The 23,532-nt window shown below is 64.3% G+C and carries 23 protein-coding genes and 1 pseudogene; 8 read left to right on the forward strand and 16 right to left on the reverse strand.

All coding sequences use genetic code 11. The annotated features are described in order from the left end of the window. Window positions 1–6 precede the first annotated feature (6 nt). Window positions 7–1,551: an ABC transporter substrate-binding protein gene (locus tag Q3C01_RS06185; RefSeq protein WP_458144445.1), complete on the reverse strand. Its 1,545-nt coding sequence runs from the start codon at window positions 1,549–1,551 to the stop codon at window positions 7–9. Between the two features lie 388 nt (window positions 1,552–1,939). Then, a pseudogene (locus Q3C01_RS06190) lies at window positions 1,940–2,128 on the reverse strand (CoA transferase); the annotation flags it as partial. A gap of 183 nt (window positions 2,129–2,311) precedes the next feature. Between Q3C01_RS06190 and glgA the strand changes: the two are divergent. Next, window positions 2,312–3,727, forward strand: a complete 1,416-nt coding sequence (gene glgA / locus Q3C01_RS06195) for a glycogen synthase GlgA (RefSeq protein WP_458144446.1) — start codon at window positions 2,312–2,314, stop codon at window positions 3,725–3,727. A 24-nt stretch (window positions 3,728–3,751) separates the two neighbouring features. Here glgA and Q3C01_RS06200 read toward each other — a convergent pair whose 3' ends face one another. Both Q3C01_RS06200 and Q3C01_RS06205 read right to left on the reverse strand, forming a co-directional pair. Further along, window positions 3,752–4,690, reverse strand: coding sequence for an oxygenase MpaB family protein (locus Q3C01_RS06200; protein ID WP_458144447.1), 939 nt, complete (start codon window positions 4,688–4,690; stop codon window positions 3,752–3,754). Between the two features lie 65 nt (window positions 4,691–4,755). Continuing rightward, window positions 4,756–5,898, reverse strand: coding sequence for a patatin-like phospholipase family protein (locus tag Q3C01_RS06205; RefSeq protein WP_458144448.1), 1,143 nt, complete (start codon window positions 5,896–5,898; stop codon window positions 4,756–4,758). A 202-nt stretch (window positions 5,899–6,100) separates the two neighbouring features. Between Q3C01_RS06205 and Q3C01_RS06210 the strand changes: the two genes are divergently transcribed. Continuing rightward, on the forward strand, window positions 6,101–6,988 hold the full coding sequence (locus Q3C01_RS06210; protein WP_458144449.1) for a LysR family transcriptional regulator: 888 nt from the start codon (window positions 6,101–6,103) through the stop codon (window positions 6,986–6,988). Window positions 6,989–7,154: 166 nt separating this feature from the next. Here the strand turns inward: Q3C01_RS06210 and Q3C01_RS06215 are convergent, their stop codons facing one another. Both Q3C01_RS06215 and Q3C01_RS06220 read right to left on the reverse strand, forming a co-directional pair. Further along, a complete protein-coding gene (locus Q3C01_RS06215) occupies window positions 7,155–7,340 on the reverse strand; it encodes a hypothetical protein (RefSeq protein WP_458144450.1) in 186 nt (61 codons plus the stop codon). Window positions 7,341–7,587: 247 nt separating this feature from the next. Continuing rightward, a complete protein-coding gene (locus Q3C01_RS06220) occupies window positions 7,588–8,304 on the reverse strand; it encodes a peroxiredoxin-like family protein (protein ID WP_458144451.1) in 717 nt (238 codons plus the stop codon). A 271-nt stretch (window positions 8,305–8,575) separates the two neighbouring features. Between Q3C01_RS06220 and Q3C01_RS06225 the strand changes: the two genes are divergently transcribed. Together Q3C01_RS06225 and Q3C01_RS06230 are read left to right on the forward strand one after the other, a co-directional pair. After that, a complete protein-coding gene (locus Q3C01_RS06225) occupies window positions 8,576–9,052 on the forward strand; it encodes a cupin domain-containing protein (protein ID WP_458144452.1) in 477 nt (158 codons plus the stop codon). A 154-nt stretch (window positions 9,053–9,206) separates the two neighbouring features. Continuing rightward, on the forward strand, window positions 9,207–10,415 hold the full coding sequence (locus Q3C01_RS06230) for an MFS transporter (RefSeq protein WP_458144453.1): 1,209 nt from the start codon (window positions 9,207–9,209) through the stop codon (window positions 10,413–10,415). On the opposite strand, the gene ccoS is transcribed toward Q3C01_RS06230, so the two are convergent. From ccoS to Q3C01_RS06280, 10 genes are all read right to left on the reverse strand, one after another. Beyond that, window positions 10,412–10,594, reverse strand: a complete 183-nt coding sequence (ccoS, locus tag Q3C01_RS06235; protein WP_458144454.1) for a cbb3-type cytochrome oxidase assembly protein CcoS — start codon at window positions 10,592–10,594, stop codon at window positions 10,412–10,414. The two genes, Q3C01_RS06230 and ccoS, sit on opposite strands and share 4 nt — an antisense overlap. Beyond that, window positions 10,582–12,786, reverse strand: a complete 2,205-nt coding sequence (locus tag Q3C01_RS06240; RefSeq protein WP_458144455.1) for a cation-translocating P-type ATPase — start codon at window positions 12,784–12,786, stop codon at window positions 10,582–10,584. The genes ccoS and Q3C01_RS06240 overlap by 13 nt, the downstream gene beginning before the upstream one ends. Window positions 12,787–12,797: 11 nt before the next feature. Continuing rightward, window positions 12,798–13,292 (reverse strand): FixH family protein, encoded by a 495-nt coding sequence (locus tag Q3C01_RS06245; protein ID WP_458144456.1) that lies wholly within the window; start codon window positions 13,290–13,292, stop codon window positions 12,798–12,800. A gap of 21 nt (window positions 13,293–13,313) precedes the next feature. Next, window positions 13,314–14,780: a cytochrome c oxidase accessory protein CcoG gene (gene ccoG / locus Q3C01_RS06250; RefSeq protein ID WP_458144457.1), complete on the reverse strand. Its 1,467-nt coding sequence runs from the start codon at window positions 14,778–14,780 to the stop codon at window positions 13,314–13,316. Window positions 14,781–14,877: 97 nt separating this feature from the next. Then, window positions 14,878–15,750, reverse strand: a complete 873-nt coding sequence (gene ccoP / locus Q3C01_RS06255) for a cytochrome-c oxidase, cbb3-type subunit III (RefSeq protein ID WP_458144458.1) — start codon at window positions 15,748–15,750, stop codon at window positions 14,878–14,880. Between the two features lie 6 nt (window positions 15,751–15,756). Continuing rightward, complete coding sequence (locus tag Q3C01_RS06260) at window positions 15,757–15,921, reverse strand: cbb3-type cytochrome oxidase subunit 3 (RefSeq protein WP_283036562.1); 165 nt, start codon at window positions 15,919–15,921, stop codon at window positions 15,757–15,759. Between the two features lie 13 nt (window positions 15,922–15,934). Further along, on the reverse strand, window positions 15,935–16,669 hold the full coding sequence (ccoO, locus tag Q3C01_RS06265; RefSeq protein WP_458144459.1) for a cytochrome-c oxidase, cbb3-type subunit II: 735 nt from the start codon (window positions 16,667–16,669) through the stop codon (window positions 15,935–15,937). Between the two features lie 11 nt (window positions 16,670–16,680). Then, on the reverse strand, window positions 16,681–18,330 hold the full coding sequence (ccoN, locus tag Q3C01_RS06270; protein ID WP_458144460.1) for a cytochrome-c oxidase, cbb3-type subunit I: 1,650 nt from the start codon (window positions 18,328–18,330) through the stop codon (window positions 16,681–16,683). 214 nt (window positions 18,331–18,544) lie between these two features. Continuing rightward, on the reverse strand, window positions 18,545–18,970 hold the full coding sequence (locus Q3C01_RS06275) for a CBS domain-containing protein (RefSeq protein WP_458144461.1): 426 nt from the start codon (window positions 18,968–18,970) through the stop codon (window positions 18,545–18,547). A 35-nt stretch (window positions 18,971–19,005) separates the two neighbouring features. Beyond that, a complete protein-coding gene (locus Q3C01_RS06280; protein ID WP_458144462.1) occupies window positions 19,006–19,839 on the reverse strand; it encodes a universal stress protein in 834 nt (277 codons plus the stop codon). Window positions 19,840–20,056: 217 nt separating this feature from the next. Here Q3C01_RS06280 and fixL point away from each other — a divergent pair, with 217 nt between their 5' ends. The 4 genes from fixL to Q3C01_RS06300 all read left to right on the forward strand — a co-directional run bounded on the left by fixL (window position 20,057) and on the right by Q3C01_RS06300 (window position 23,481). Further along, the gene (gene fixL, locus Q3C01_RS06285; RefSeq protein WP_458144463.1) at window positions 20,057–21,571 is read left to right on the forward strand and encodes a sensor protein FixL; all 1,515 of its coding nucleotides are present in this window, start codon (window positions 20,057–20,059) and stop codon (window positions 21,569–21,571) included. A 3-nt stretch (window positions 21,572–21,574) separates the two neighbouring features. Next, window positions 21,575–22,192, forward strand: a complete 618-nt coding sequence (gene fixJ / locus Q3C01_RS06290; protein ID WP_458144464.1) for a response regulator FixJ — start codon at window positions 21,575–21,577, stop codon at window positions 22,190–22,192. A gap of 59 nt (window positions 22,193–22,251) precedes the next feature. Continuing rightward, window positions 22,252–22,674: a response regulator gene (locus Q3C01_RS06295; protein WP_458144465.1), complete on the forward strand. Its 423-nt coding sequence runs from the start codon at window positions 22,252–22,254 to the stop codon at window positions 22,672–22,674. Window positions 22,675–22,791: 117 nt separating this feature from the next. Next, window positions 22,792–23,481 carry a helix-turn-helix domain-containing protein gene (locus tag Q3C01_RS06300; RefSeq protein ID WP_458144475.1) on the forward strand — a complete coding sequence of 230 codons (690 nt, stop codon included), beginning with the start codon at window positions 22,792–22,794 and terminating at the stop codon, window positions 23,479–23,481. Window positions 23,482–23,532 lie beyond the last annotated feature (51 nt).

Raw genomic sequence — 23,532 nt, forward strand, 5'->3', positions numbered from 1 at the left:
CTGCGCTCAGTCCAGCCAGGTGTCGGAAACGTCGACCACGCCATTATAGATTTTCGGAAAGCCTTTCAGCTTTGCGCTCGAGAGCGCGTAGTAGGTGTTCTGGAAGGTCCAGAACCAGATCGCCTCCTTGTTGATCAGGCGGCTGATCGCGCAATAGTCCTCGATGCGCTTGTCGGTATCGGCGGTGACACGCGCATGGTCGAGCAGCCGGTCGAGCTCCGGATCGGCAAAGCTGGCGAGCGCGAGCGGGCTGCCGCTGCGGAAGTTCGCGTACATCTGCGGATCGGGATCGGCGAGATCGACGATGCGCCAGGGTGTCACCTGGAACTGACGCATGAAGGCGCGCGGCGGGATCGTGGCCTGGTCGACCTGCTCGATCTCCATGTTGGCGCCGATCCGCTTCCAGAACTGCTGGAGCACCTGGCCGATCACGCGGCCGCGCGGCGTCGCCGTGACCAGCACCTTGAAGTCGACGGGCTTGCCGTAGTCCTCGAGCAGCGCCTTGGCCTTCTCGACGTCGAACGGCAGCGCACCGTCGTCCTTGCACTTGACCCAGGAGCCGTCGCCATAGGGGTTGGTCGCGGGCCGGCTCAGGCCATTGCTGATCGCCTGCGACATCTTCGGTCGGTCGATCGCCATCACCAGCGCCTGCCGCACGCGGACATCGTCGAAGGGAGCGACCTTGGTGTTGAAGGCGTAGACCTGCGCGCCCGAGCCCTTGTAGGTGTGCACGGTCAACTTGGGGTCCTTCTGCGCCTTCATGATGTTGTCGGCGTCGTTCTCGTCATCCCAGATGATGTCGGCTTCGCCCGATTGCAGCGAGGCGAACCGCGACTGCGCATCCGGCAGCGGCTTCAGGATGATGCGATCGAGATAGGGATGGCCCTTGTTCCAATAGTCGGGGTTCTTCTCCAGCACCATGCGGTCGCCCGCGGTCCATGATTTCAGGATGTAGGGACCGGTGCCGACAGGATTGCGGTTGTAGTCGTCGCCCTTGGTCTTCCAGGCGGTCGGCGAATGCACGACGTTGTTCTGGCTCTGGATGGTGATCGTCGCCGGCAGATTCACCGAAGGATCGGTCAGATTGTAGACGATGGTGTATTCGTCGGGCGCCAGCACCTCCTTGACGTTGGTGATGTAGAAGGCGCAGCGGCACTTGTTGGCGGGATCCTTCTGCCGGTCGAAGTTTTCCTTGAAGGCCTGCGCATTGAACGGCGTGCCGTCGTGGAATTTCACGCCCTGGCGCAGTTTGAAGGTCCAGCTCTTGTAGTCGTCGGAATGGGTCCAGGACACTGCCAGCTTGGGCGCGGCCTCGCCCTTGTCGTCGAGCGTGGTCAGCGTGTCGAAGATCGCCGCCGCAGCCGTGAAGGTCGAGCTGTCGTAGACACCGACCTTGAGCGGGTCGAAGCCGGGAATGTCGAGCTCCTGGCCGACCGTGATGCTGCCGCCGGATTTTTGCGCGTGCGCTGGCCGCAGCAGCGGAACAATGGCGAATGCCGTGACAAGAAAAATCGGCGCGAGCCTGCGCACCGCGGCAACAGCGTTCGTCATTGTTCCCTCCCGAGGACTGCGCCCGATGTTTCGGATCGCTCGTGACGTCAGGCGAGATTGGCGAGAATCGCTGCGCTCGGCAAGAGGAACGCGCGCAGGATGCCACGACGCAGATCTCACTTGACCGAAGCGCACGAGCGCGGCCTTCGCTCAGGTTTTGCCTGACGGAATTAACTCTTCGCGCGAGAGACCCCCTCGAGCCAAGCGTCCGTGTGCTCGCCCAGCGCAGCCATCGTCATGCCAGGCGTCGCGTCGGCCTCCGACATGCGGTGCGGCAGATTGAGCACCTGGAAGGAGCCGCCCTCGTCTTCCACATCCAACAGCGCCTTGCGATGCGCTGCGGATCGCACAGCACCTCGGCGACCGTGCGATACGCCGACGCTGGCACGCCCTCGTACCGGCGGGCGCGTCCGCATCGTCTCCCCGCCCTCGGTCTCGATCTTGATGACCTCGGCGCCCATGTCGGCGAGCATCCGCGCGCAACGGGGACCGGCATTGGTGGTCGAAAAATCCAGCACCCCGCAGGCCGGCAAAAAGCCTTTGTCGTCGTCCCCTCACGCTTGTCTGCTACTTGCATCCCCGGAGTGCTCTGAGGAACCCCGCGCGTTCTTGCTTGTTGAAGCGCCGACCCTAGATGGCGGCGGCCGATAGGAAAGTCTTTACCCGAACGGCAGCTTCCAGGGGCGGGCTTGGAATTCCCGAGGGCAACTGGACCCGATCTTGCATAGCAGCAAACGGGCTCGGAAGAGGGCGGCTGTTCTTGAGGGTCTTATTCGTCACGACAGAGATGGACGATTTTGTCCGCGTCGGCGGACTCGGCGCCGTTTCTGCTGCCCTCCCGCGAGCGCTCCGCCCCTTCGCCGATATTCGGATCATGCTGCCCGGTTATCGCGACATCATCGAACAACTCACGCATATTCAGATCGTTGGCCGCTGTCCGGCGCTCGCGGAGATGCCGGCCTGCACACTCGGCAGGGCCGCGACGCGCGACGGCCTGCCGGTCTATGTGCTGCTCTGCTCGCAGCTCTACGACCGCCCCGGCAATCCCTATGGCGACGAAAGTGGGCGCGACTGGCCTGACAACGACATCCGCTTCGCGCGCTTGGCGTCGGCAGCCGCTGAGCTCGCGACGGGCAACCTGGACAAGAATTGGGCAGCAGACCTGATCCATGCCAATGATTGGCAGGCCTCGCTCGTGCCGGCCTACCTCGCCTGGCGCGGCTCGAAGCTACCGTCGATCCTGACCATCCACAACCTCGCCTATCAGGGCCTCTTCCCCAAAGACGCGCTGCGGCGGATCGGCGCACCCGAGAGCTCCTTCCACATCGACGGTGTCGAGTTCTACGATCAATTGTCCTTCCTGAAGGCCGGCCTCGTCTACGCCTCGCACCTGACCACCGTCAGCGCGACCTATGCGCGCGAGATCACGACGCCGGAATTCGGCTGCGGCCTCGAGGGCCTGTTGCGCGCCCGCGCCGAGGCAGCCGAGCTCACCGGCATCCTGAACGGGATCGACGAGAGCTGGGACCCCCGCTATTGCGCGCAGCTCGCCCAGCAATTCGGCGCCGGCGACTGGGCTGGCAAGCGGGCCAACGCGGACTATGTGCGCAAGCAGTTCGGGCTCGCGGTGTCGCGCGGACCGATGTTCGGCATCGTCGCCCGGCTGGTGCATCAAAAGGGCATCGACCTCGTGCTGTCGGCGGCCGACGAGATCATCGATGCCGGCGGGCAGATCGTCGTCACCGGCTCCGGCGAGCCGGCGCTCGAGCAGGCGCTGATCAACGCCCATCGCAGGCGGCCAGATGCGATCGGCGTCGCCATCGGCTTCAACGACGCGCAGGCGCGGCGCATCTTTGCCGGCAGCGATTTCACCCTGATGCCGTCGCGCTTCGAGCCCTGCGGGCTCAGCCAGATGTATGCCCAGCGCTTCGGCTCGCTGCCGATCGGCCACCAGACCGGCGGCCTTGCGGAAACCATCACCGACGGCGAGACTGGCTTCCTGTTCGCGCAGCCATCCTATGAATCCTTCCTCGGCGGCGTTCGCCGGGCCTTCACGACCTTCATGGCCCAGGAGCGCCTCGACTCCATGCGCCGCACCGCCATGTCGCGGTCGTTCAGCTGGAATATTTCCGCCGCCTGTTACAGCGCGCTGTATCGCAAGATCGCGTCGGCGTGAGGCGGCTTCGCCTGTCACGACGGGTCATCCGATCGAAGATCGTCCGATCCAGGCCCTGTTGAGACATCGCGTCATCCAGCCGGGCTGAGGCATGCCGCGCAGTCGTGCTCGCGCTTCCTGATACGGACCGACATAGCGCAGGCGGGCGGGCAGCCGGGGGTAGATGCGTCGTATCCACTTGAGCGCGCGGTCCGCCGCCCTGTCGTCGGCTTCGTCACAAGCCAACCCAAAACCCGCGCCCAGTCGCTCGGGCAGCATCCGGGCCGTCAGCGCCTGGTACCATTTGGGCGGCCGCAACCACTGTCGTCCGACGCCCCCGAGAATTTGTCCGGCCACCTCGCGCGCCGCGGTGCCAACGGTCAAAACCTCCGAGTGGGTCATGGCTTCAGTGTAGGCGAGAAAGGATTGCCAATCCGCCGGCAGGTCACCCGGGGTCAGTCCGAACATCGCTGCGAAAAGCCGGCATTCGGCCCAGTATCGCTCGCGCTCGTCGGCCGAGAACGGCGGCAAGACGAGATCGTGCGCCATGACCGCGCTCTCGACGAGCGTGGCGTGAACCCAACGCAGCGCCGCGACTTCATTGGCGCAGTAGTGCGAATTCGCTTCAAACGACCCGATGGCATCCGGCAAGCGGCCGACGATCGCGGCATGGCGCCGATGCAGCTTGCGGGAAGCCGTCAGCGCCTGATCGAGCGAGCCGAATACCATCGTAAACATGACGTCGAAGGTTCGATGGAAGCGACCGATCGGGTCAGCGAGCGTTTTGGAGTGCTCGGCGATGGCGGCAGCGACCCACGGGTGCGCCAGTTGAAGCAGCAGCGCACGGCCGGCGCCGAGAAAAATCACGGCCTCCCGGTCAATTCGCCAGGTCAGTGAGGCCGGCCCAAAAATGCCCGCCGTCGATCCAGCCGCCTTGCTCCTGATATGATCGAGCGAAGACTCCAGGTCCTTCTCGGAAATCACTTTGCAACATCCGCTTGGGGCCAATTGCGAAGATCACGCGGATGAGCCTAAGAGACTCCGCCGCGCTACTCCGCCGCGACAGGCAGGATATCAGGATTATCGTGCAACACCACGCCCGAGAGCGGATCGAACTCGCCGATCCACGGCGCGCGCGCCAGCACCGATCGCGTATGGAGATAACCTGCGTCCCAGCGCCGCATGATGCCGGACGGGCTGAAGTCGATGTCCTTGGTGTGAGTCTCGCGGTCGAGCTGCGGCGCGAGCAGCCGCACCACATGCATCCGCGTCGGACAGCCATAGCTCGTCAGCGCGCGCACCGTAGGATCGCTGCGCTCGCTCTCAGGCAACCGCGCGGCGAGCTGGTTGATGACGTGGCGCAACCGGTGCGCCTGCTGCTGCCGCGCGATGTGGCTTGCGATCCGGCTGGAATATTGCACGTCCTTGTGACGGTTCAGCACCTCCGCCATCGTGGTCGGCTCGCCACCGACCGGATTCCACAGATGCACGGCGAAGATCAGCGAGTCCTTGCGCGGATTGTCGTCGAATACGGCTTCCGTCGGCGTATTCGAGAGGATGCCGCCATCCCAATAGAGCTCGCCATCGATGCGCACGGCCGGAAAGGCCGGCGGCAGCGCGCCCGAGGCCATGACGTGCCTCACCGTCAGGTCGCCGTCGCGGCTGTCGAAATAGCGCATCCGGCTGGTGCGGACGTGTGCGGCGCCGACCGTGAGACGCGGCGTGCAGCGGTTGATCAGGCTGAAATCGACGAGCTCGGAAAGCGTTTTCTCCAGCGGCGCGGTCGAGTAGAAGCCGGCATGATCGGCGCCCAGCGGAAAGGAGTCGCCGACATGCGCCAGCGGATTGGGTCGGAAGAAGCCGGGTATGCCGTTGGTGATAGTCGACCAATAGGCGAGCTTCTCGTTGAAGCCGGGAAATGCGGTGCGCAGATTCCAGACCGGATTTTGCTCCATCCGCTTCCAGAACTCCTTCAGCCGCGACAACCGATGTTGCGGCGCATTACCGGCAATGAGGCTGGCGTTGATTGCACCGATCGAGGTGCCGATGATCCAGTCCGGCTCGATGCCGGCCTCGTGCAGCGCCTGGTAGACGCCGGCCTGGTAGGAGCCGAGCGCGCCGCCGCCCTGGAGCACGAGCACGACCTGACCCGGCAGGTCTCTCGACTTGATGCGCTGCGTCATATCTTGCATGTGTCCGTCTCCCATCGCGCGGCACCGCTCGAATATTCGCAAGCTCAGCGCGATTGTTACGCCATGCTCTTTTGACCAATTGCCGAACACAACGGAAATGCCGGTTGGCTTCCGAAACCATGCGTGCGCGCTATCGCGGGCGGGATGTCATTCCCCACCCTGATCGGCTAGATTCGCCTCGATCTTGCCGGGGAGCCGATCCATGGAGATGCACCAGGTCCGCTATTTTCTCGCGGTGGCGCAGCTTTTGAATTTCACGCGCGCGGCCGAGGAGTGCAACGTGACGCAGCCATCGCTGACCCGCGCGATCAAGCAGCTCGAAGCCGAGCTCGGCGGTGACCTGTTTCGGCGCGAACGGCCCGCGGCACAATTGACCGAGCTCGGCCAGCGCATGCATCCGCTGCTCAAGCAGTGCTACGAGGCCGCGGCCGGCGCGCGCTCGCTCGCCTCATCCTTCAGGAGCGGCGAGATCGGCGCGCTACGCATCGCGCTGACGCATTCGATCGATCTCGCCCTGCTAATCCCGCATCTCAACCAGATCAAGCGACAGTTCAATCGGCTCGAATTCCGCTTCCTGCGCGGCTCGAGCCGCGAGGTCGGCGAGTTCCTCAAGAAGGGCGAGGCCGAGCTCGGCATCGCCGCCGAGATCGACGAAGCCTGGGGGCGGCTCGATGTCTGGCCGCTGTTCACCGAGAATTTCGAGCTCGTGATCGGCAAGGGCCACCCGCTCGCCGAGCGCAGCACGATCGAATTCGACGATCTGCGCTCCGAGCAGTTGCTCAGGCGAAGCTATTGCGAGCATGCCACGCGTATCTCGGCAAGCCTGCGCGAGCACGGCATCGACGTCGATCACAGCCACGAGGTTTCGAGCGAGCGCGACCTTATCGAGCTGGTCGAGGCCGATATCGGCGTCGCCATGGTGCCGCACACCTCGCCGCTGCCGGACAGCCTCAAGCGCACGTCGGTGGCCGGGCTCGATGCACGCCGCACCGTCAATCTCTACGGCGTCGCCGGCCGCCAGCGCACCGCCGTCGCCTCCGCCGTCATGCGCATGCTGCGGGGCGCGGATTGGCGGGAGATTGCGGGGTAGAGAATGAATCTCGCGCTCTTACTCTCTTCCCTTGTGGGAGAGCGTTGCTCGCTGCGCAGCGGCGAGACGGGTAAGTTCTCTCTCCGCGCGTGATCATCTTGCATCTGAACTCGCTCACGCAGCGGGCCGCAAGTTTTTTGCGGCCCTGTGCTTTCCCACCAGTCGGTTACGCAGGCGCCTGCTGCTCGCCCTCGGCCGGTGGCGGCTCGGCTACGGGCTCGCCCGGGGCCTCGAGCGGTTCCGAAGAGACGGCGGTCTTCTGCTCGGGCGTAGCCTCGACGGCCGGGCTGGGCGTCGGCTCTGCGGTTGGCTCCGCGCTCGGGGTGGCCTGATCAGGTTCGTCTGGTGCCATGGGTATTTACCTCCCTTGGTAGGTGAGCTTTGTTGGACAGTGTTGTGGATTTGGACTTCTCGATTAGTGACGCGCCACCCAACGGGTGGCGCCGGAGTGGTCGCGTGCCCACGGGAGCAGGCAAGTCCTCGCGTATCAGTTGAAGCACAATGCGACCCTGCCCGCATTATCGTACGTTTAGCCGCGCTGCGATTTTCGGGGCTCAACGTGAATGCGCCTGTCCCACGTGCATCGAACTCGTCGAAATCTACTTCTCCCTGCTCGCGCTTTCCAACGCCTCAAGCAGATCGTCGATCTCCATGCGCTTGCGGAAGTCGGGATCGACGAAGCGCGCCTTGACGATGCCGTCGCGACCGACGACGAAGACCGCGGGGATCGGCAGGATCCAGCCGTCGTTGCCGTGGAACTTGGCCATGTCCTGATAGGAAAGGAGCCGCTGAATCTCGACCCCGAGCCAGATCGCCAGGTTGAGCGAGAGCGCGTAGCCATTGTCGAGGTCGGTGAGCACCGGGAACGGCGCGCCGGACTCGGCCCTGAACTTCTCCGAATATTCCTGCGTCTCCGGCATGATTGCGACGATCTGGGCGCCCATCGTCTTGATACGATCATGCGCCTCGGTCACCGCGCGCACATTCAGCCGGCAGTAGGGACACCAATGGCCGCGGAAGAACATGACGGCCGCTGGGCCACGCGCCAGCAGCGAAGGCAGCGCGATCAGCTCGCCGTTCTCGTCGGGCAGCATGAACGGCGGCATTGCGTCGCCCGGGCGCGGTGCGTTTTCGCCGCCGCCGTTTTCGGCGAGCCGCGCGACCAGGCGATCGACCGCCGTGCCATAGGCCGGAAAGATCTCGCGACCGGCATCGGCATAGGCCCGTAGCTGCTCGTTGAGCGTGCCATCCATGTCGCGGCAACGCTGGAAGGCGAGCCTGAGCTGTTCGGCATCGGCTGGTGAGAGGGACATCATTTTCCGCTCCGGCGTCATGGGTCGAATACTAGTTTCGTCGCGGCGCCGCCCGCAAGGGCCGGTCACGCGAACGCGGGTCAGTGCACATCGAACGCCGGACCGCGCGAAGGCGGAAATGCCGATCCCCAATCGGTTCGATAGCCGCCGCCTATCGATAGCGCGGGGCTATCGCGTCGAGAGCGAGATGGCATTTCATCGGAGACCTCCCTTCGACCAGGCTGACCCCACAGCCGGCCATCAACGAGGCCGCGGCCAACAGAGGAGAAGTTCCATGTTCAAGCATCCAATCCTGTCGCGCGCAGTGTGGGCGGGCCCTGCTCTCATCGGCGCAGTCGCGGCACAACCGGCGTTCGCCGGCGAATGTCCGGCCGACAAGATCAAGCCGAATGCACGCCAGATGGTCGACTACAAGCCGGTCGGCGTCACCGACGTCACGCTTGGCTCCATCGACCTCGAAAGGCAGCCCGCCAACATCAGGGAGCGCGAGCTGCGCTTCCGAAAGTTGACGATCGAGCCCGGCGGCATCGTGCCGTGGCACAGCCATGACGACCGCCCCGCCCTGATCTTCGTGCAGCAGGGCGAGATCGTCGAATACGCCTCCAACTGTATCGATCCGATCGTGCACAAGGCGGGCGATCTCCGCCCGGAGGTCTACGGCACCTCGCATTGGTGGAAGAACCTCGGCAAGGAGACCGTCATTCTCTACGTCGGCGACGTCCGCAAGGATCCGCGCGACCACAATATGTAAAGCAGCCTTGTTGCAGCCATCGCCTCGTCATTCCGGGGGCGGCTTGAAGAGCCGAACCCGGAATCTCGAGAATCCCCGAAGCGCAATTGCGCTCGGAGGTCCGGTCCTTACGCACCATCCCGGAATGACACCGACCGTTTTAGGGCATCGCATCATGACCGCTCTGTCCGCACGCATGAAGCCGCTTGCAATGGAGATGAGCCGGCATTCGCCGGGCACGCTCCTCCGCTCCATCATCATCGGTCTGACCGCTTTCCTCACCGTGGTCGACCTGTTTGCCACCCAGGCGATCCTTCCTTCATTGACACGGCATTACGGCGTGACACCGGCAGCCATGGGTTTTGCCGTCAATGCGAGTACCTTCGGCATGGCAATCGCCAGCCTCGTTGTCGGCTTCTTCAGCCCGCACATCGATCGACGGCTTGGCATTCTGCTGAGCCTGACCTTGCTCGCCTTCCCCACCAGTCTGCTCGCGTGGGCGCCCAACCTCGCGATCTTCACCGGCTTGCGCGTCATCCAGGGCCTCTGCATGGCCTCCGCATTCGCGCTGACGCTCGCCTATCTCGGCGAGCAGTGCAGCGCGATGGATGCGGGCGGTGCGTTCGCCGCGTACATCACGGGCAATGTCGCCAGCAATCTGATCGGCCGACTCATCGCGGCCGCAATTGCCGACAGTCTCGGTCTGGCCTGGAACTTCTACTTCTTTGCTGCACTTAATCTCGCGGGCGCCGTGCTCGTCTATTTCACCATCCAGCGCGCCCGGCCGATGCAAACGATGACGCCGGCGGCGTCTCCATTCGACGCGATGTCGGCACATTGGCGCAGTCCGCGGCTGCGCGCCGCCTTCGGTCTCGGCTTCTGCATCCTGTTCGCCTTCATCGGCACCTTCACCTTCGTCAACTTCGTGCTGGTGCTGCCCCCGCTATCGCTCGGAATGATGGAACTCGGCCTCGTCTACCTGGTCTTCCTGCCCTCGGTCTTCACCACCCTTCTCGCCGGACGCGCCGTAGCACGCATCGGAACGCGACCGACGATCTGGGCGGCGCTCGGCGTTGCCGCGCTCGGTCTGCCCCTGACACTGACTGCAAATCTGGTCAACGTGCTCGCCGGCATGGTGCTGGTTGGCGTCGGCACCTTCTTCGCGCAGGCCGCCGCGACCGGCTACGTCGGACAGGCGGCCACCGAGAACCGCGGCGTCGCCAGCGGAACGTATCTGGCCTGCTATTTCAGTGGCGGTCTCATCGGCACCGCGCTGCTTGGTCGGCTGTTCGATGCCTATGGGTGGATGGCCTGCGTCACCGGCGTCGGAACGGCCCTAGCTGCTGCGGCACTGCTGACGTTTGCGCTCCGAAGCGACGCCTAGCGCTTCACCTGCGCCAAATCAGGCTGCGGATCTTGCGGCGGATCGTCATCGGCGATGGCGCGCCAGGCCGCCCCGTCGAGATCGTCATACTGCCCGCTCTTCAGCGACCACAGGAAGGCGACGAGGCCGGCAAGCCCGAGCCCCAGCGCCAGAGGAACGAGGATGATCAGGACTTCCATGATATGTTCCCCCGCGAGGCGCTGCGCGCGCGCAGCGCGTTCAGCATGACCAGGATCGACGATCCGCTCATTGCGGCCGCCGCGATCAACGGCGTCACGACGCCGCTGATGGCAATCGGCACCGCCAGGATGTTGTAGCCGATCGCAAGCCAGAGATTTTGCCGCATCAGGTGCAACGCCTTGCGGGCATGATCGACGGCCGTCACGACCGGCGTCAGCGGCTTGCCGAGGAAAACGAGGTCCGCGGTCGCCTGGCTGAGATGCGCGGCCGAGATCGGCGACATCGAGACGTGGGCCGCAGCAAGCGATGGCGCATCGTTCATGCCGTCGCCGACCATCAGCACGCGTGTGCCGCGCCGCTTCAGCTCCTCGATCCGCGCGATCTTGTCGGCCGGTGTGACACCAGCCCGCCACTCGGGAATGCCAAGCGCATCTGCCGCTGCCCTTACCGCTGGCTCGCGGTCGCCGGAGAGGATCTCGATGCCGACATTGCGCGCCTTCAGCGCCGAGATCACCGTGACCGCATCCGGGCGCAGGGCCTGCCGCACCGTGAAGATGAACTTCTCCGCCCCCCTGTTGAAGGCGACGATGGACGCTTCCGGGTCGAGATCGGCGCTGCTCTTCACGAGTTCTTCGGCACCGCAGAAGGACGGCCGGCCAAGGCGGATCTCGATGCCGTCGACGCTCGCGCGCACGCCCTGCCCGGCCTCCTCGACCGCGCCTACGATCGGAGATTTTGCACCGGCAGCCTGCGCCACCGCGGCCGCGACGGGATGATGGCTCGACAGCGCGAGCTGCCCGGCAAGCGCCAGGATATCGGCAGGGATCGCCGCCGCATTGACCACGTCGAGATCCGGCAGCATCAGCGTGCCGGTCTTGTCGAAGATAATGTGATCGGCCTCCGCCAACCGCTCGATCGCGTCACCGGCGTTGAGCAGCACGCCGGATTTGAACATCGCGCCCGAGGCCACCGTCTGCACCGTCGGGATCGCAAGTCCGAGCGCGCAAGGACAGGTGATGATCAGCACGGCGACGCCGGTGACGATCGCATCATGCCAGCCTGCCCCAGCCAACACCCAGCCGAGGACGGTGAGGAGCGCGGTGGCATGCACCACCGGCGCGTAGAGACGCGAAGCCCGATCGGCGAGCCGCCGATAGCGCGAGCGCGCTTGAAGCGCGTTGTCGAGCAGGCGGGTGATCTCCGCAAGCAACGTCGCCTCCGACGCCGCCGAGACGCGAACCCGCAACGTGCCGGAGATGTTCATCGAGCCGGCGTAGACCGGCGTGCCCTTGTCAGCCGTGACATAGAGCGTCTCGCCGGTGATCAGGCTCTGATCGATCTCCGAGCGGCCCTCGATCACGGTGCCGTCGACGGCGCAGCGTTCGCCGGGCCGCAGCAGCACGATGTCGCCCGGATCGATTGCGGCGACCGGCACTTGCGAGATCTCGTCGGGGCCGACGAACTTTGCCGCGGTCTCGGCCTTCAGCGCCGCCAGATTTCCGGCGACCGCACGCGTCCGCCGTCGCATGTTCTGGTCGAGGACGCGCCCGACCAGGAGGAACGTCAGCAGCATGATCGCGGCATCGAAATAGGCGTGCTCGGCGTGGTGGATGGTCTCGACCACGGACATGCCGAGCGCGAGGGTCACCCCGATCGAGATCGGAACGTCCATGTTGGTGGTCTTCGCCGACAGCGCGCGCCAGGCCGAGCGGAAGAACGGCTGGCCGGCATAGGCCGCGGCCGGGAGCGCAATCAGCGCCGACAGCCAGTGGAAGAAATCGCGCTGCTCGGGCAGCATGTCGCTGACATTGCCGGACCACACCGGGATCGACAGCATCATCACGTTCATGGTGGCGAAGGCTGCAACGCCGAGGCAGCGCAGCAGGAAGCGCGACTCGGCGACCTCGATCGCCTCCGCGCTTGCCGTCTCGTAAGGATAGGCCTTGTAGCCGAGCTCCTCGAGCCGATCGATGAAGCGCGCGGGATCGAGCGTGCCCTCCTTCCATTCCAGCGCGACGCGGCGGTCGGTGAGATTTACCCGCGCCAGCGTCACGTCGGGAATGGCGGAGAGACCGCGCTCGATCTTCGCCATGCAGCCGGCGCAGTGCACGCCCTCGACGGCGAGATCCATGTGCCGGAGCCCGTCACCCGCGGCACGAACATAATGGGAGAAGTCGCGCGAGACCTGCATGAGGACTTCCTTCAGTTCAGGATCACGCGATTGCGCGACATGAACATGCGCTCACCGCGCGCATCGCCCTCGAGTACGAGATCCCACTGCCCCGGTGCGACGGCTTTCGCGTTGCCGCCATAGACTCCGATGCCGATCTCGGCGAGCTCGACGGAAAGATCGGCGCGCTTGTCGATCGGCCGCTCCAGTCGCCCTGAGAATTTCAGGCCGGTGACCGGGCGGCCGGTGGCGTCACGGGCCTCGATCCGCACCGTCGCGCCGCCATCGGCGCTGCGCTCGATCTTCGCGTCGACCTCCCACTTCCGCTCCGCCTGCCCCCGCGCAGCCGCGATCTCCTTCTCGTAGGTGAGACCGGCGGCATAGGGACTGTCGACGTCGGTACCGGGAAGCGTCGCGATCGCAAGCTTCATCATGGTGACGTTGACGCCGATCACTACGCCGAAAAACGCAACCAGAATGATGAGGACCGTGGTGCCGGTCAGAGGCTTCGGTGCGGCGGATGCCATGGCGAACTCCAAACGATGCTCTCAGGGCGCGACGAAATTGTCGGTGGCGGTGGCGACCTCGCCGAGCCCGATATCGGTGACGTGGAAATGGACCGGGATCGATTTCTCCGGATTGCTCTCGGCCGGCGCCGTCACCAGCAGCCGCAATTCCGCGGTCTGGTCACGACCGATCACGACCATCGGCCGGTCCGGCGTGACGGAATCGACGCCGACGACATGGACCTTGGCATTCACGGGCCCGTCGACGTCGATCGCGATGACGCGGTCGAAGCCGCGCTTGTTGAGCAGCCGGACCGTGTAGGCATTGCGGATCGAGCCGTCGCTCAGCTTGACGGCAATCGGGTTGCGGTCGTGCAGCACGTTGACGTCGAGCAGGCTGCGGGTCAGCAGCGCATAGAGCATGATGCCACCGATGATCACGATGATCGCGCTGTAGACGATGGTGCGAGGCCGCACGATGCGATAGATCGGTGACTTGCCTTGCTGGCGGCGCTGGATGTTGATGTCGTTGTCATAGGCGATCAGACGGGTTGGCCGACCGATCTTGGTCATCACGGTATCGCAGGCATCGATGCACAAGCCGCACTGGATGCATTCCATCTGCGGCCCATTGCGGATGTCGATGCCGGTCGGACAGACCGCGACGCACTGATAGCAGTCGACGCAGTCGCCGACCTGCTCGCCGAGCGCGCGCAGCTCGGCGGCCTTCTTGACCGACGTGCGCTTCTCGCCGCGATCGTAGCGGTAGGTGACGTTGAGCGCCCATTCGTCGGTGAGCGCGGCCTGGATGCGCGGCCACGGGCACATGTAAGTGCAGACCTGCTCGCGCATGTAGCCGGCGAGCAGATAGGTCGTCGCGGTGAGAATGCAGATCCAGACATAGGCGATCATCGGCGCCTGGAAGGTGACGAGCTCCTTCACCAGTGTCGGCGCATCATTGAAGTAGAGCACCCAGGCGCCGCCAGTCCACCAGGCGATCAGGAGCCAGATCGAATGCTTGAGCACGATCTCGGAGATGCGCTCGAGCTTCATCGGGTCGGACGCGGCGTCCTTTTTCATGCGCTCGCGCCGATCGCCCTCGATCAGGCGCTCGACGGCGTAGAACAGGTCGGTCCAGACCGTCTGCGGACAGAGATATCCGCACCAGATCCGACCGCCGATCGAGTTCATCAGGAACAGCGCCACCGCAGCTACGATCAACAGGCCGGTGAAGTAATAGACCTCCTGCGGCCACAGCTCGATGAAGAAGAAATAGAAGCGGCTGTTGGGCAGATCGATCAGCACCGCCTGGCTGGGGGCGCCCAGGCCGCGGTTCCAACGCACGAACGGCAGGAAATAGTAGACGCCGAGGCAGAATGCCATCAGCCCCCATTTGGTCCGGCGGAACGTGCCCGAGACGCTTTGGGGGTAGACTTTCTTGCGGGACGCGTAGAGCGGCCCGTAGTCGTCTTCCTGTGTGAGCTCGTTCGGGTTCGCGGCCGTGTTCATCGCTCGATCCGTTTGCGGGTACGATTGAAGCTAGATCGAACTCCGACCGTACAGTTGATCCAGCTCAATGGGGGCGGGTTTCCCCTGCCCCCTTCGCTTACTTGCCGCCGCCGAGCGAGTGAACGTAGACCGCCATCGCCTTGAGGGTGGCGGGATCAAGCCGTCCCTCCCACGCCGGCATGACACCGGCGCGGCCCTGGCTGATGGTCTCGATCAGGGTCGCCTCGTCCGAGCCATACAGCCAGATCTTGTCGGTCAGGTTGGGCGCGCCCATCTCCTGGTTGCCCTTGCCACCGTCGCCATGGCAGGCGACGCAATTCTCAGTGAAGATCTTTTCGCCCTTGGCAGCGTCATAGCCCTGCCGGGTCGGCAGGCCCGAGAGCGAGCGCACGTAGTTGGCGACCGTGACGATCTCGTCGGGCTTCAGCACGCCGTCCTTGCCGAAAGCGAGCATCTGGCCCTCATGGGTCTTGGCGTGACCGGACCGCGCGCCAAACTGGATGGTCTGCATGATCTGTTCGAGCGTGCCGCCCCACAGCCAGTCGTCGTCATTCAGGTTCGGGAAGCCCTTGGCGCCGGCGGCGCCGCTGCCGTGGCACGGCGCGCAATTGTCGCCGAACACGACCCTGCCCTTGGCACGCGCGAGCGCCAGCAGCGCCGGATCCTTCTCGATGTCGGCGAGCGGAGCCGCCGCCAGCGCCGCCATCTTCTCGCCGCGGGCGGCCTCGAGGTTGGCGAGCTCCACTGCGAGGCTGGCGCGCGTCGAATAGCCCAGCAGACCGGTGGTATTGCTCGAGATCAATGGCCAGGCCGGATAGACGATCCAGTAGCCGATCGCCCAGACGATGGTGAGATAGAACGTCACCAGCCACCAGCGCGGCAGCGGCGTGTTCAGCTCCTTGATGCCATCCCATTCGTGTCCGGTCGTGGTCTTGCCGGAGACACTGTCGAGTTCACCGTGATCGGTCATGATCCCTTACTCCTCGCGCAACGGCAATCGCGCCGCTTCGTCGAAAGCGGCCTTGTTGCGCGGCCAGAATGCGTAGGCGACGATCGCGAGGAAAATCGCGACGAAGGCCGGGGTCCAGATCGTCGTCACGAGATCGGACGCAAGGTTGTGGACTGTCAGAATTGCTTTCATCGTTGATGCCTTCTCAGCGGAGATTGGCTTTCTCGTTGTAGAGCTTGAAGTCGACGAGCGTGCCGAGCATCTGGAGGTAGGCGATCAGCGCGTCCATCTCGCTCGGGGCGCCCGGCTTGCCGTCGAAATTGCGCACCGCCGCCTTGGCGTAGCGCTTGGTGAAGGCATCGCTGCCGGCATTGTCCGGATCGGCCTGCGCCTTCAGGTCATTGGCCGCATTGGCGATCTGGTCATCGCTGTAGGGGACGCCGACGGCCTTGAGCGTCCGCATGTGATCGGCAATCGTGGTGGGATCGACTTCATTCTCGGCCAGGAAGGGATAGCCCGGCATCACCGACTGCGGCACGATGGCGCGCGGGTTGGTCAAATGGGTCACGTGCCAGTCGTCCGAATATTTGGCGCCGACGCGGGCAAGATCAGGACCGGTACGCTTGGAGCCCCACTGGAACGGGTGGTCGTACATGCTCTCGGCGGCGAGCGAGAAGTGACCGTAGCGCTCGACCTCGTCGCGCAGCGGACGGATCATCTGCGAGTGGCAGAGATAGCAGCCCTCGCGGACGTAGATGTTGCGGCCGGCGAGCTCAAGCGGCGTATAAGGCCGCACGCCGTCGACCACCTCGATCGTGCTCTTGAGGTAGAACAGCGGCGCGATCTCGACGAGACCACCGATCGAGATCACCAGCAGGATGCCGACGACCAGGACGATCGAGTTCTTTTCGAAGATTTGGTGGCGTGACCAGAACGACATTGCTGAGCTCCTCATTCCGCCGGCTGAAGAGCGACGGGCAACTGCACTTCCGCCTCGCCGACGCGCACGGTCATCCAGAGGTTGTAGGCCATGATCAGCGAGCCGATCAGGAACAACCCTCCGCCGGCCGCACGGATGACGTAGAAGGGATGCATCGCTTCCACGGTTTCGATGAAGGAATATTCGAGGAAGCCGAGCGAGGTGTAGGCGCGCCACATCAGGCCCTGGAGGATGCCGGACACCCACATCGCCGAGATGTAGAGGACGATGCCGAGCGTCGCGATCCAGAAGTGCCAGTTGACCAGCTTGAGGCTGTAGAGGCCCTTACGGTTCCAGGCCCATGGCACGAGGCAATACAGCGCGCCGAAGGAGACGAAGCCGACCCAGCCGAGCGCACCGGAATGCACGTGGCCGATGGTCCAGTCGGTGTAGTGGCTGAGCGAGTTGACGACCTTGATCGACATCATCGGACCTTCGAAGGTCGACATGCCGTAGAACGCGACGGAGACCACCAGCATGCGCAGCACGGGATCGGTGCGCAGCTTGTCCCAGGCGCCCGACAGCGTCATCAGGCCGTTGATCATGCCGCCCCAGGAGGGCATCCACAGCATCACCGAGAAGGTCATGCCGAGCGTCTGCGTCCAGTCCGGCAGCGCCGTGTAGTGCAGGTGGTGCGGGCCGGCCCAGATGTAGAGGAAGATCAGCGACCAGAAGTGGATGATGGAGAGCCGGTAGGAATAGATCGGCCGCTCCGCGCGCTTGGGGATGAAGTAGTACATGATGGCGAGGAAGCCGGCGGTCAGGAAGAAGCCGACCGCGTTGTGGCCGTACCACCACTGAAACATCGCGTCCTGAACGCCGGCCCAGGCGACGTAGGACTTGGATCCGAATACCGACACCGGCAGCGCGGGATTGTTGCCGAGATGCAGGACGGCGATCGTGACGATGAAGGCGAGATAGAACCAGTTCGCGACGAAGATGTGTGGTTCCCGGCGCTTGATCACCGTGACGAGGAAGACGAGCAGATAGGTCACCCAGACGATGGTCAGCCAGAGGTCCGCATACCATTCCGGCTCGGCATATTCCTTGGACTGGGTGACGCCGAGCAGATAGCCGGTGCCGGCCACGAGGATGAAGAAGTTGTAGCCGACCACGACGAACCAGGGCGCGAGATCGCCGGCAAGCCGGACACGGCACGACTTCTGCACGACGTAGAAGGAGGATGCGATCAGCACATTGCCGCCGAACGCGAAGATCACTGCCGAGGTATGCAGCGGACGCAGGCGGCCAAAACTCGTCCAGGGCAGGTCGAAATTGAGCGTGGGCCAGGCAAGCTGCGAGGCGATGATCAAGCCGACCAGGAAGCCGGCGATGCCCCAGAACATCGACATGAAGGCGGAGAACTTGATCGGCCCCATATTGTAGTTCGGCCGGCCATTGATCTCCGCGGGCGGCAGCGCCGCAGGGCGCTCGAAGTAGCGGTTGAGAATGACGAAGACAGCTGCGACGCTCGCCGCAGCGCTCAGCGAAGCATGGAAGGCGAAGGGCGAATCGATCGCCTTGGCTGCCGCGACCACGCAAAGGAAGGCCGTGACTGCGAACACTGCCGCCAGGCCGCTTTCACCGATGGTCATGGATTTGGAAATGGAGGGCTGGCTCATGCGGATTCTCTCTGAAAGAACACGCAGCCAGAAACCATATTCATGCTCGCGAGGAATTGATTGAAATCAAGAAAAGCGGATTTCCGGCACCCCCGATCGACAGGACATCGGGAAGCAATATCAGTCGCTTACGTGCGTTTTTCGCGCGCACGACTGGCGCAGCTCGGGCAATTTCGCGGAGCCCGGATGTCGCAAAAATGATCCAGCCTGATCGCTAGTCGCGCGCGGTGGCCTTGAGCGCGGTGATGACGTCCTCCCGCGCGATGATGCCGACGAGCTTTTGCGTTCCGTCGAGCACGATGATGCTCCGAATCCGATGCTCGACCATGAGCTGGAGCACGCGGGTCAACCGCGTGTCGGGGTGAACGTAGATGAATTCCGGCGTCATGACGTCGCCGACCTTGCGATTCATCAGGTCGAGATAGCGCGGCACCATCTGGCTCGGCGTGAAAGCGAAGCATTTCAGGATATCGAACTTGGTGACGATGCCGACGACCTGCCCGTCCTCCTCGACCGGATAGCCGTTGAAGTCGTCGCGCTCGAACATCTCGCTGAGCTCGAGCATGTTGAGATCGCGCATCACGGTCTTGACGTTGCGCGTCATGTAGCCGTCGGTGGTCTGTTCAAGGAATCTGTACACGGCGCGTCCTCTGATTGTCTTTCAGTCAACCGATGTCAGTGCGACAGCAGCACGCAACGGGCTGACTGGGTGAGCAGATATTGCGTGACGCCGCCGAGGACCAATTCGCGGAACCGCGAATGGCCGTAGGCGCCGGCAACGATCAGGCCGGCTCCGACGTCGGCAGCCAACTTACCCAAATGGTCAGCTGCGGTTTCGTTCCGGCCCGTTTCCGACACCCGTGCGGTCGCCGTGACGCCATGGCGGACGAGCCACGAAACGACGTCGGTGACGGAGGCGAGCACCGCCGGACGGTCGTCATCCGGCTCCGGAATCGCGACGATCGTGATCTCCTTCGCCTTGCGCAGCAGCGGCAGTGAATCGACGACCGCACGCCGCGCCTCCGGCGTATCCTTCCAGGCCACCAGCACGCTGCGCAGATCAAGCCAGTTGGCGCTGTCAGGCACGACCAGCAGCGGACGGCCAGCCTGCATCACCAGATCCTTGGGGCTCGCAAGCGAGAAGGCGTCCGAGAAGGCCGGGCTTTGCCCGCCGCTGACGACGATGTCGGCGCAGCGCGCCTGCTGCAGCGCGTAATGAGCCGGGAAATCGATCGCGCCGCGCCACTCGACGTGCCCTCCGCGATTCCTGGTTGCGGCACGGAATTGTCCCTCCAGCTCGGCAAGGCGCCGCCGGACCGAGGCCTCGCCCTGGTCGATCAGGCGCTGCGCCTCGGCACCGTCGGTGAAATAGAGGGGCGGCGCGAACTGCGCCGCAGCAACTCCGACGATCGCCGCCTCGAAGCGCTCCGCAAGCTCGCCCGCGATCTCAAGCCTCGCCTCATTGGGCTGACCAAGCGCCATGCCGACCATGACGGTCGCGTATGTCATTCCAAATCTCCCGAACCTGCAGATCCCGGCCATGCTAGGCGTATTGCGGTGGGCGCGGGATGAGATAGATCAAGCCAGCAAACGGTTCGGGTTACCGCTGGACTGGTCACCCCGCCGCGAGGTGCCGATCGCCGAACTTGTCTCCGGGGCGGCCATGCGCGAAATTGCGGTCGCGGAACCGCGACCCGGCCCCCACAACGCAAAGGATGGAAGCAAATTGAGCCCGACCCGCGTAACTCATCCGGCAGATGACGGTCGGGGTGAACATTTCCGGGTCCGGATCGAGGGATTCGGCGTCGGTACCTGGGACCTCGACCTCAAGACACAGGAATTCGAGTGGTCGGATGCGGCTGGAGCCATGTTCGGCGTCGCCCGCAACCAGCCGATCACCTACGAGCTCTTCCTGTCGCGCCTCGAGCCGAGAGACCGCGAGCGTGTCGAAGCCGCCATCAGGCGCGTCGCCGAGCGCGGCGGCGGGTTCGACGTGTCGTTCCGAATCGCCGATTCCGGCAGAGGACAATGGATCAGGGCCCGCGCCGGCCTGATCCGGGACGAAGCCGGTAGCGCGCGCCATCTCAGCGGGATCTTCCTCGACATCGACGAGGAGAAGCAGGTCGAAGAGGCGCTACGCACACGCGAGACCCATCTCCACTCGATTCTGCACACGATCCCCGATGCCATGATCGTCATCGACGGCCATGGCATCATCCAGCTGTTCAGCACGGCCGCCGAGCGCCTGTTCGGCTATTTGGAGCATGAGGCGATCGGCCAGAACGTCAGCATCCTGATGCCCGACCCCGACCGCTCCCGCCACGACAGCTATATCGCCCGCTACCGTACCACGCGCGATCCCCACATCATCGGCATCGGCCGCATCGTCACCGGCAAGCGGCGCGACGGCACGACGTTTCCGATGCACCTGTCGATCGGCGAGATGCAATCCGGCGGCGAGCCTTATTTCACCGGCTTCGTCCGCGACATGACCGAACACCAGCACACCCAGGCACGGCTCCAGGAGTTGCAGTCCGAGCTCGTCCATGTTTCGCGCCTGAGTGCGATGGGTGAGATGGCCTCGGCGCTCGCGCACGAGCTCAACCAGCCGCTGGCGGCCATCAGCAACTATATGAAGGGCTCGCGCCGGCTGCTGGCGGGCAGCAGCGACCCGAACATCGAAAAGATCGAGAGCGCGATGGACCGCGCCGCCGAGCAGGCGTTGCGCGCCGGCCAGATCATCCGCCGCCTGCGCGACTTCGTCTCGCGCGGCGAATCCGAGAAGCGGGTCGAGAGCCTCTCCAAGCTGATCGAGGAAGCCGGCGCTCTTGGCCTTGCCGGCGCCCGCGAGCAGAACGTCCAGCTCCGCTTCAACCTCAATCCGGAGGCCGATCTCGTGCTGGCCGACCGCGTCCAGATCCAGCAGGTTCTGGTCAACCTGTTCCGCAATGCGCTGGAAGCCATGGCGCAATCGCCGCGGCGCGAGCTCGTCGTCGCCAACACCGAGATCGCCGACGACATGATCGAGGTCGAGGTCTGCGATACCGGATCCGGCTTCCACGACGACGTGATACCGAACCTGTTCCAGACCTTCTTCACGACCAAGGAGACCGGCATGGGCGTGGGACTTTCCATCAGCCGCTCGATCATCGAGGCTCACGGCGGCCGCATGTGGGCCGAGAGCAACGCATCGGGCGGCGCGACATTTCGCTTCACCTTGCCGGCAGCCGACGAGAACTGATCAATGACCACCAAAGGACATGTCTACGTCATCGACGACGACGAGGCGATGCGGGATTCGTTGAACTTCCTGCTGGATTCGTTCGGCTTCAGTGTCCGATTGTTCGAGACGGCGCAGACCTTCCTCGATGCGCTGCCGGGCCTCTCCTTCGGCTGCGTGGTCTCCGACGTGCGCATGCCAGGGCTTGACGGGATCGAGCTCTTGAAGCGCATGAAGGCCGTGCAAAGCCCATTCCCGATCCTGATCATGACCGGTCATGGCGACGTTCCGCTGGCGGTCGAAGCCATGAAGCTTGGCGCCGTCGATTTCCTCGAGAAGCCGTTCGATGACGATCGCCTGATCGCGATGATTGAAGCGGCGATCCAGCGCGCCGAGCCTGCTGCCAAAAGCGAGGCGATCACGCAGGACATCGCCGCGCGTGTGGCCTCGCTCAGCCCACGTGAGCGCCAGGTCATGGAGGGGTTGATCGCTGGCCTTTCCAACAAGCTGATTGCCCGCGAATACGACATCAGCCCGCGTACCATCGAAGTGTATCGGGCGAACGTCATGACCAAGATGCAGGCGGGCAGCCTGTCGGAGCTGGTGCGGCTGGCGATGCGCGCCGGCATGCTCAAGGATTGAGGCGGCTTCGACTTGAGGCATGTCAAGTCGGTCCCCCCGCCGCGTGTTAGCAAAGCCGCATGACTGAGATCAGCTTGCACCATGGGCGGGATCCGATGTCGTCCCCACTCAAGCCCACCGTCTACGTGGTCGACGACGACGACGCCGTCCTGGGATCACTGCGATTCCTGCTGGAAACGGACGGCTTCGTCGTGCGGACCTTCAGGAATGCCACGGCATTGCTGAATGCCCCGCACTCCCCTGGCGCGGACTGCTACGTGATCGACTACAAGATGCCCGATATCAACGGCGTCGAGCTTGCCAGGCGCCTGCGCAAATCGGAGGGCGACACGCCCGTGATTCTGATCACGGGCTATCCGGACGAGAATATTTCGACCCGGGCCGCAGCGGTCGGGATCAAGGACGTGATCTTGAAGCCGCTTCTCGACGAAAGTCTCATCAAGCGCATCCGTGGCGCCATCCAGCGCAAGCCCAAGGGCTGACCTCGAGGGCCGACCTACGGGGATCTACGTAGGTACACCTCCTTAAGATATCGCTCGAAATTTTCACGCACCGCACCCCGCGGTAACCATGTGCCATCTGAAATGGAGATGGCCAAGATGCTCACCCAGTCACTCACCACCCAGGTTCACGGCAGCAAGATCGCCCCCGCCGCCCATCACGTCTCCGATCAGTTCGGCGCGATCACCGGCCATGTCGGCCTTGTCGCCACCGAGTTCTCCTACCGCAAGGACGAGGAGATCTACGGCGAGGACGAGCCTGCTGAATACGTCTACCAGGTGGTCTCCGGCGCGGTGCGCAGCTACAAGCTCCTTTCCGACGGCCGCCGCCAGATCGGCGCCTTCCATCTCCCGGGCAACGTGTTCGGCCTCGAATCCGGCGCCACGCACCGCCTCGCTGCCGAAGCCATCATCGACACCACCGTGCGCCTCGTGAAACGCTTCAGCCTCGAGAAGGCCGCCGGCACCGACGTGCAGGTCGCCCGCAAGCTCTGGGCAATGACCGCGGACGAGCTGCGCCACGCCGAGGACCACATGCTGCTGCTCGGCCGCAAGACCGCCATGGAGCGCGTTGCGACCTTCCTGCTCGAAATGGACCGGCGGCTCGCGGTCGCCGGCATGATGGCGCTGCCGATGTGCCGCCGCGACATCGGCGACTATCTCGGCCTCACGCTGGAGACCGTGTCGCGCGCGCTGTCGCAGCTCCATTCCCAGGGCATCCTGGGCTTCTCCGGCGCCCGGCAAATCGTGCTGCGCAACCGCCAGCGTCTGCACAATCTCGACGCCTGATTTTCTTCCTCCGTGCCATCTTCCCAACTGGTCGGCCGAATCCGTTTCGGC

It is taken from the genome of Bradyrhizobium sp. UFLA05-109, assembly GCF_054185165.1.

Bases quoted from the DNA above. Each gene is read 5' to 3' on its own strand.
- Q3C01_RS06205 (WP_458144448.1), bottom strand. From the start codon at position 5,898: ATGCAAGATATGACGCAGCGCATCAAGTCGAGAGACCTGCCGGGTCAG.
- Q3C01_RS06220 (WP_458144451.1), bottom strand. From the start codon at position 8,304: ATGATGTCCCTCTCACCAGCCGATGCCGAACAGCTCAGGCTCGCCTTC.
- Q3C01_RS06300 (WP_458144475.1), top strand. From the start codon at position 22,792: ATGCTCACCCAGTCACTCACCACCCAGGTTCACGGCAGCAAGATCGCC.
- Q3C01_RS06280 (WP_458144462.1), bottom strand. From the start codon at position 19,839: ATGACATACGCGACCGTCATGGTCGGCATGGCGCTTGGTCAGCCCAAT.
- Q3C01_RS06185 (WP_458144445.1), bottom strand. From the start codon at position 1,551: ATGACGAACGCTGTTGCCGCGGTGCGCAGGCTCGCGCCGATTTTTCTT.
- Q3C01_RS06260 (WP_283036562.1), bottom strand. From the start codon at position 15,921: ATGAAAGCAATTCTGACAGTCCACAACCTTGCGTCCGATCTCGTGACG.
- ccoP (WP_458144458.1), bottom strand. From the start codon at position 15,750: ATGACCGATCACGGTGAACTCGACAGTGTCTCCGGCAAGACCACGACC.
- Q3C01_RS06230 (WP_458144453.1), top strand. From the start codon at position 9,207: ATGACCGCTCTGTCCGCACGCATGAAGCCGCTTGCAATGGAGATGAGC.
- Q3C01_RS06210 (WP_458144449.1), top strand. From the start codon at position 6,101: ATGGAGATGCACCAGGTCCGCTATTTTCTCGCGGTGGCGCAGCTTTTG.
- Q3C01_RS06240 (WP_458144455.1), bottom strand. From the start codon at position 12,786: ATGCAGGTCTCGCGCGACTTCTCCCATTATGTTCGTGCCGCGGGTGAC.
- ccoG (WP_458144457.1), bottom strand. From the start codon at position 14,780: ATGAACACGGCCGCGAACCCGAACGAGCTCACACAGGAAGACGACTAC.
- Q3C01_RS06225 (WP_458144452.1), top strand. From the start codon at position 8,576: ATGTTCAAGCATCCAATCCTGTCGCGCGCAGTGTGGGCGGGCCCTGCT.
- fixJ (WP_458144464.1), top strand. From the start codon at position 21,575: ATGACCACCAAAGGACATGTCTACGTCATCGACGACGACGAGGCGATG.
- Q3C01_RS06245 (WP_458144456.1), bottom strand. From the start codon at position 13,292: ATGGCATCCGCCGCACCGAAGCCTCTGACCGGCACCACGGTCCTCATC.
- ccoS (WP_458144454.1), bottom strand. From the start codon at position 10,594: ATGGAAGTCCTGATCATCCTCGTTCCTCTGGCGCTGGGGCTCGGGCTT.
- Q3C01_RS06295 (WP_458144465.1), top strand. From the start codon at position 22,252: ATGACTGAGATCAGCTTGCACCATGGGCGGGATCCGATGTCGTCCCCA.
- ccoO (WP_458144459.1), bottom strand. From the start codon at position 16,669: ATGTCGTTCTGGTCACGCCACCAAATCTTCGAAAAGAACTCGATCGTC.
- Q3C01_RS06215 (WP_458144450.1), bottom strand. From the start codon at position 7,340: ATGGCACCAGACGAACCTGATCAGGCCACCCCGAGCGCGGAGCCAACC.
- ccoN (WP_458144460.1), bottom strand. From the start codon at position 18,330: ATGAGCCAGCCCTCCATTTCCAAATCCATGACCATCGGTGAAAGCGGC.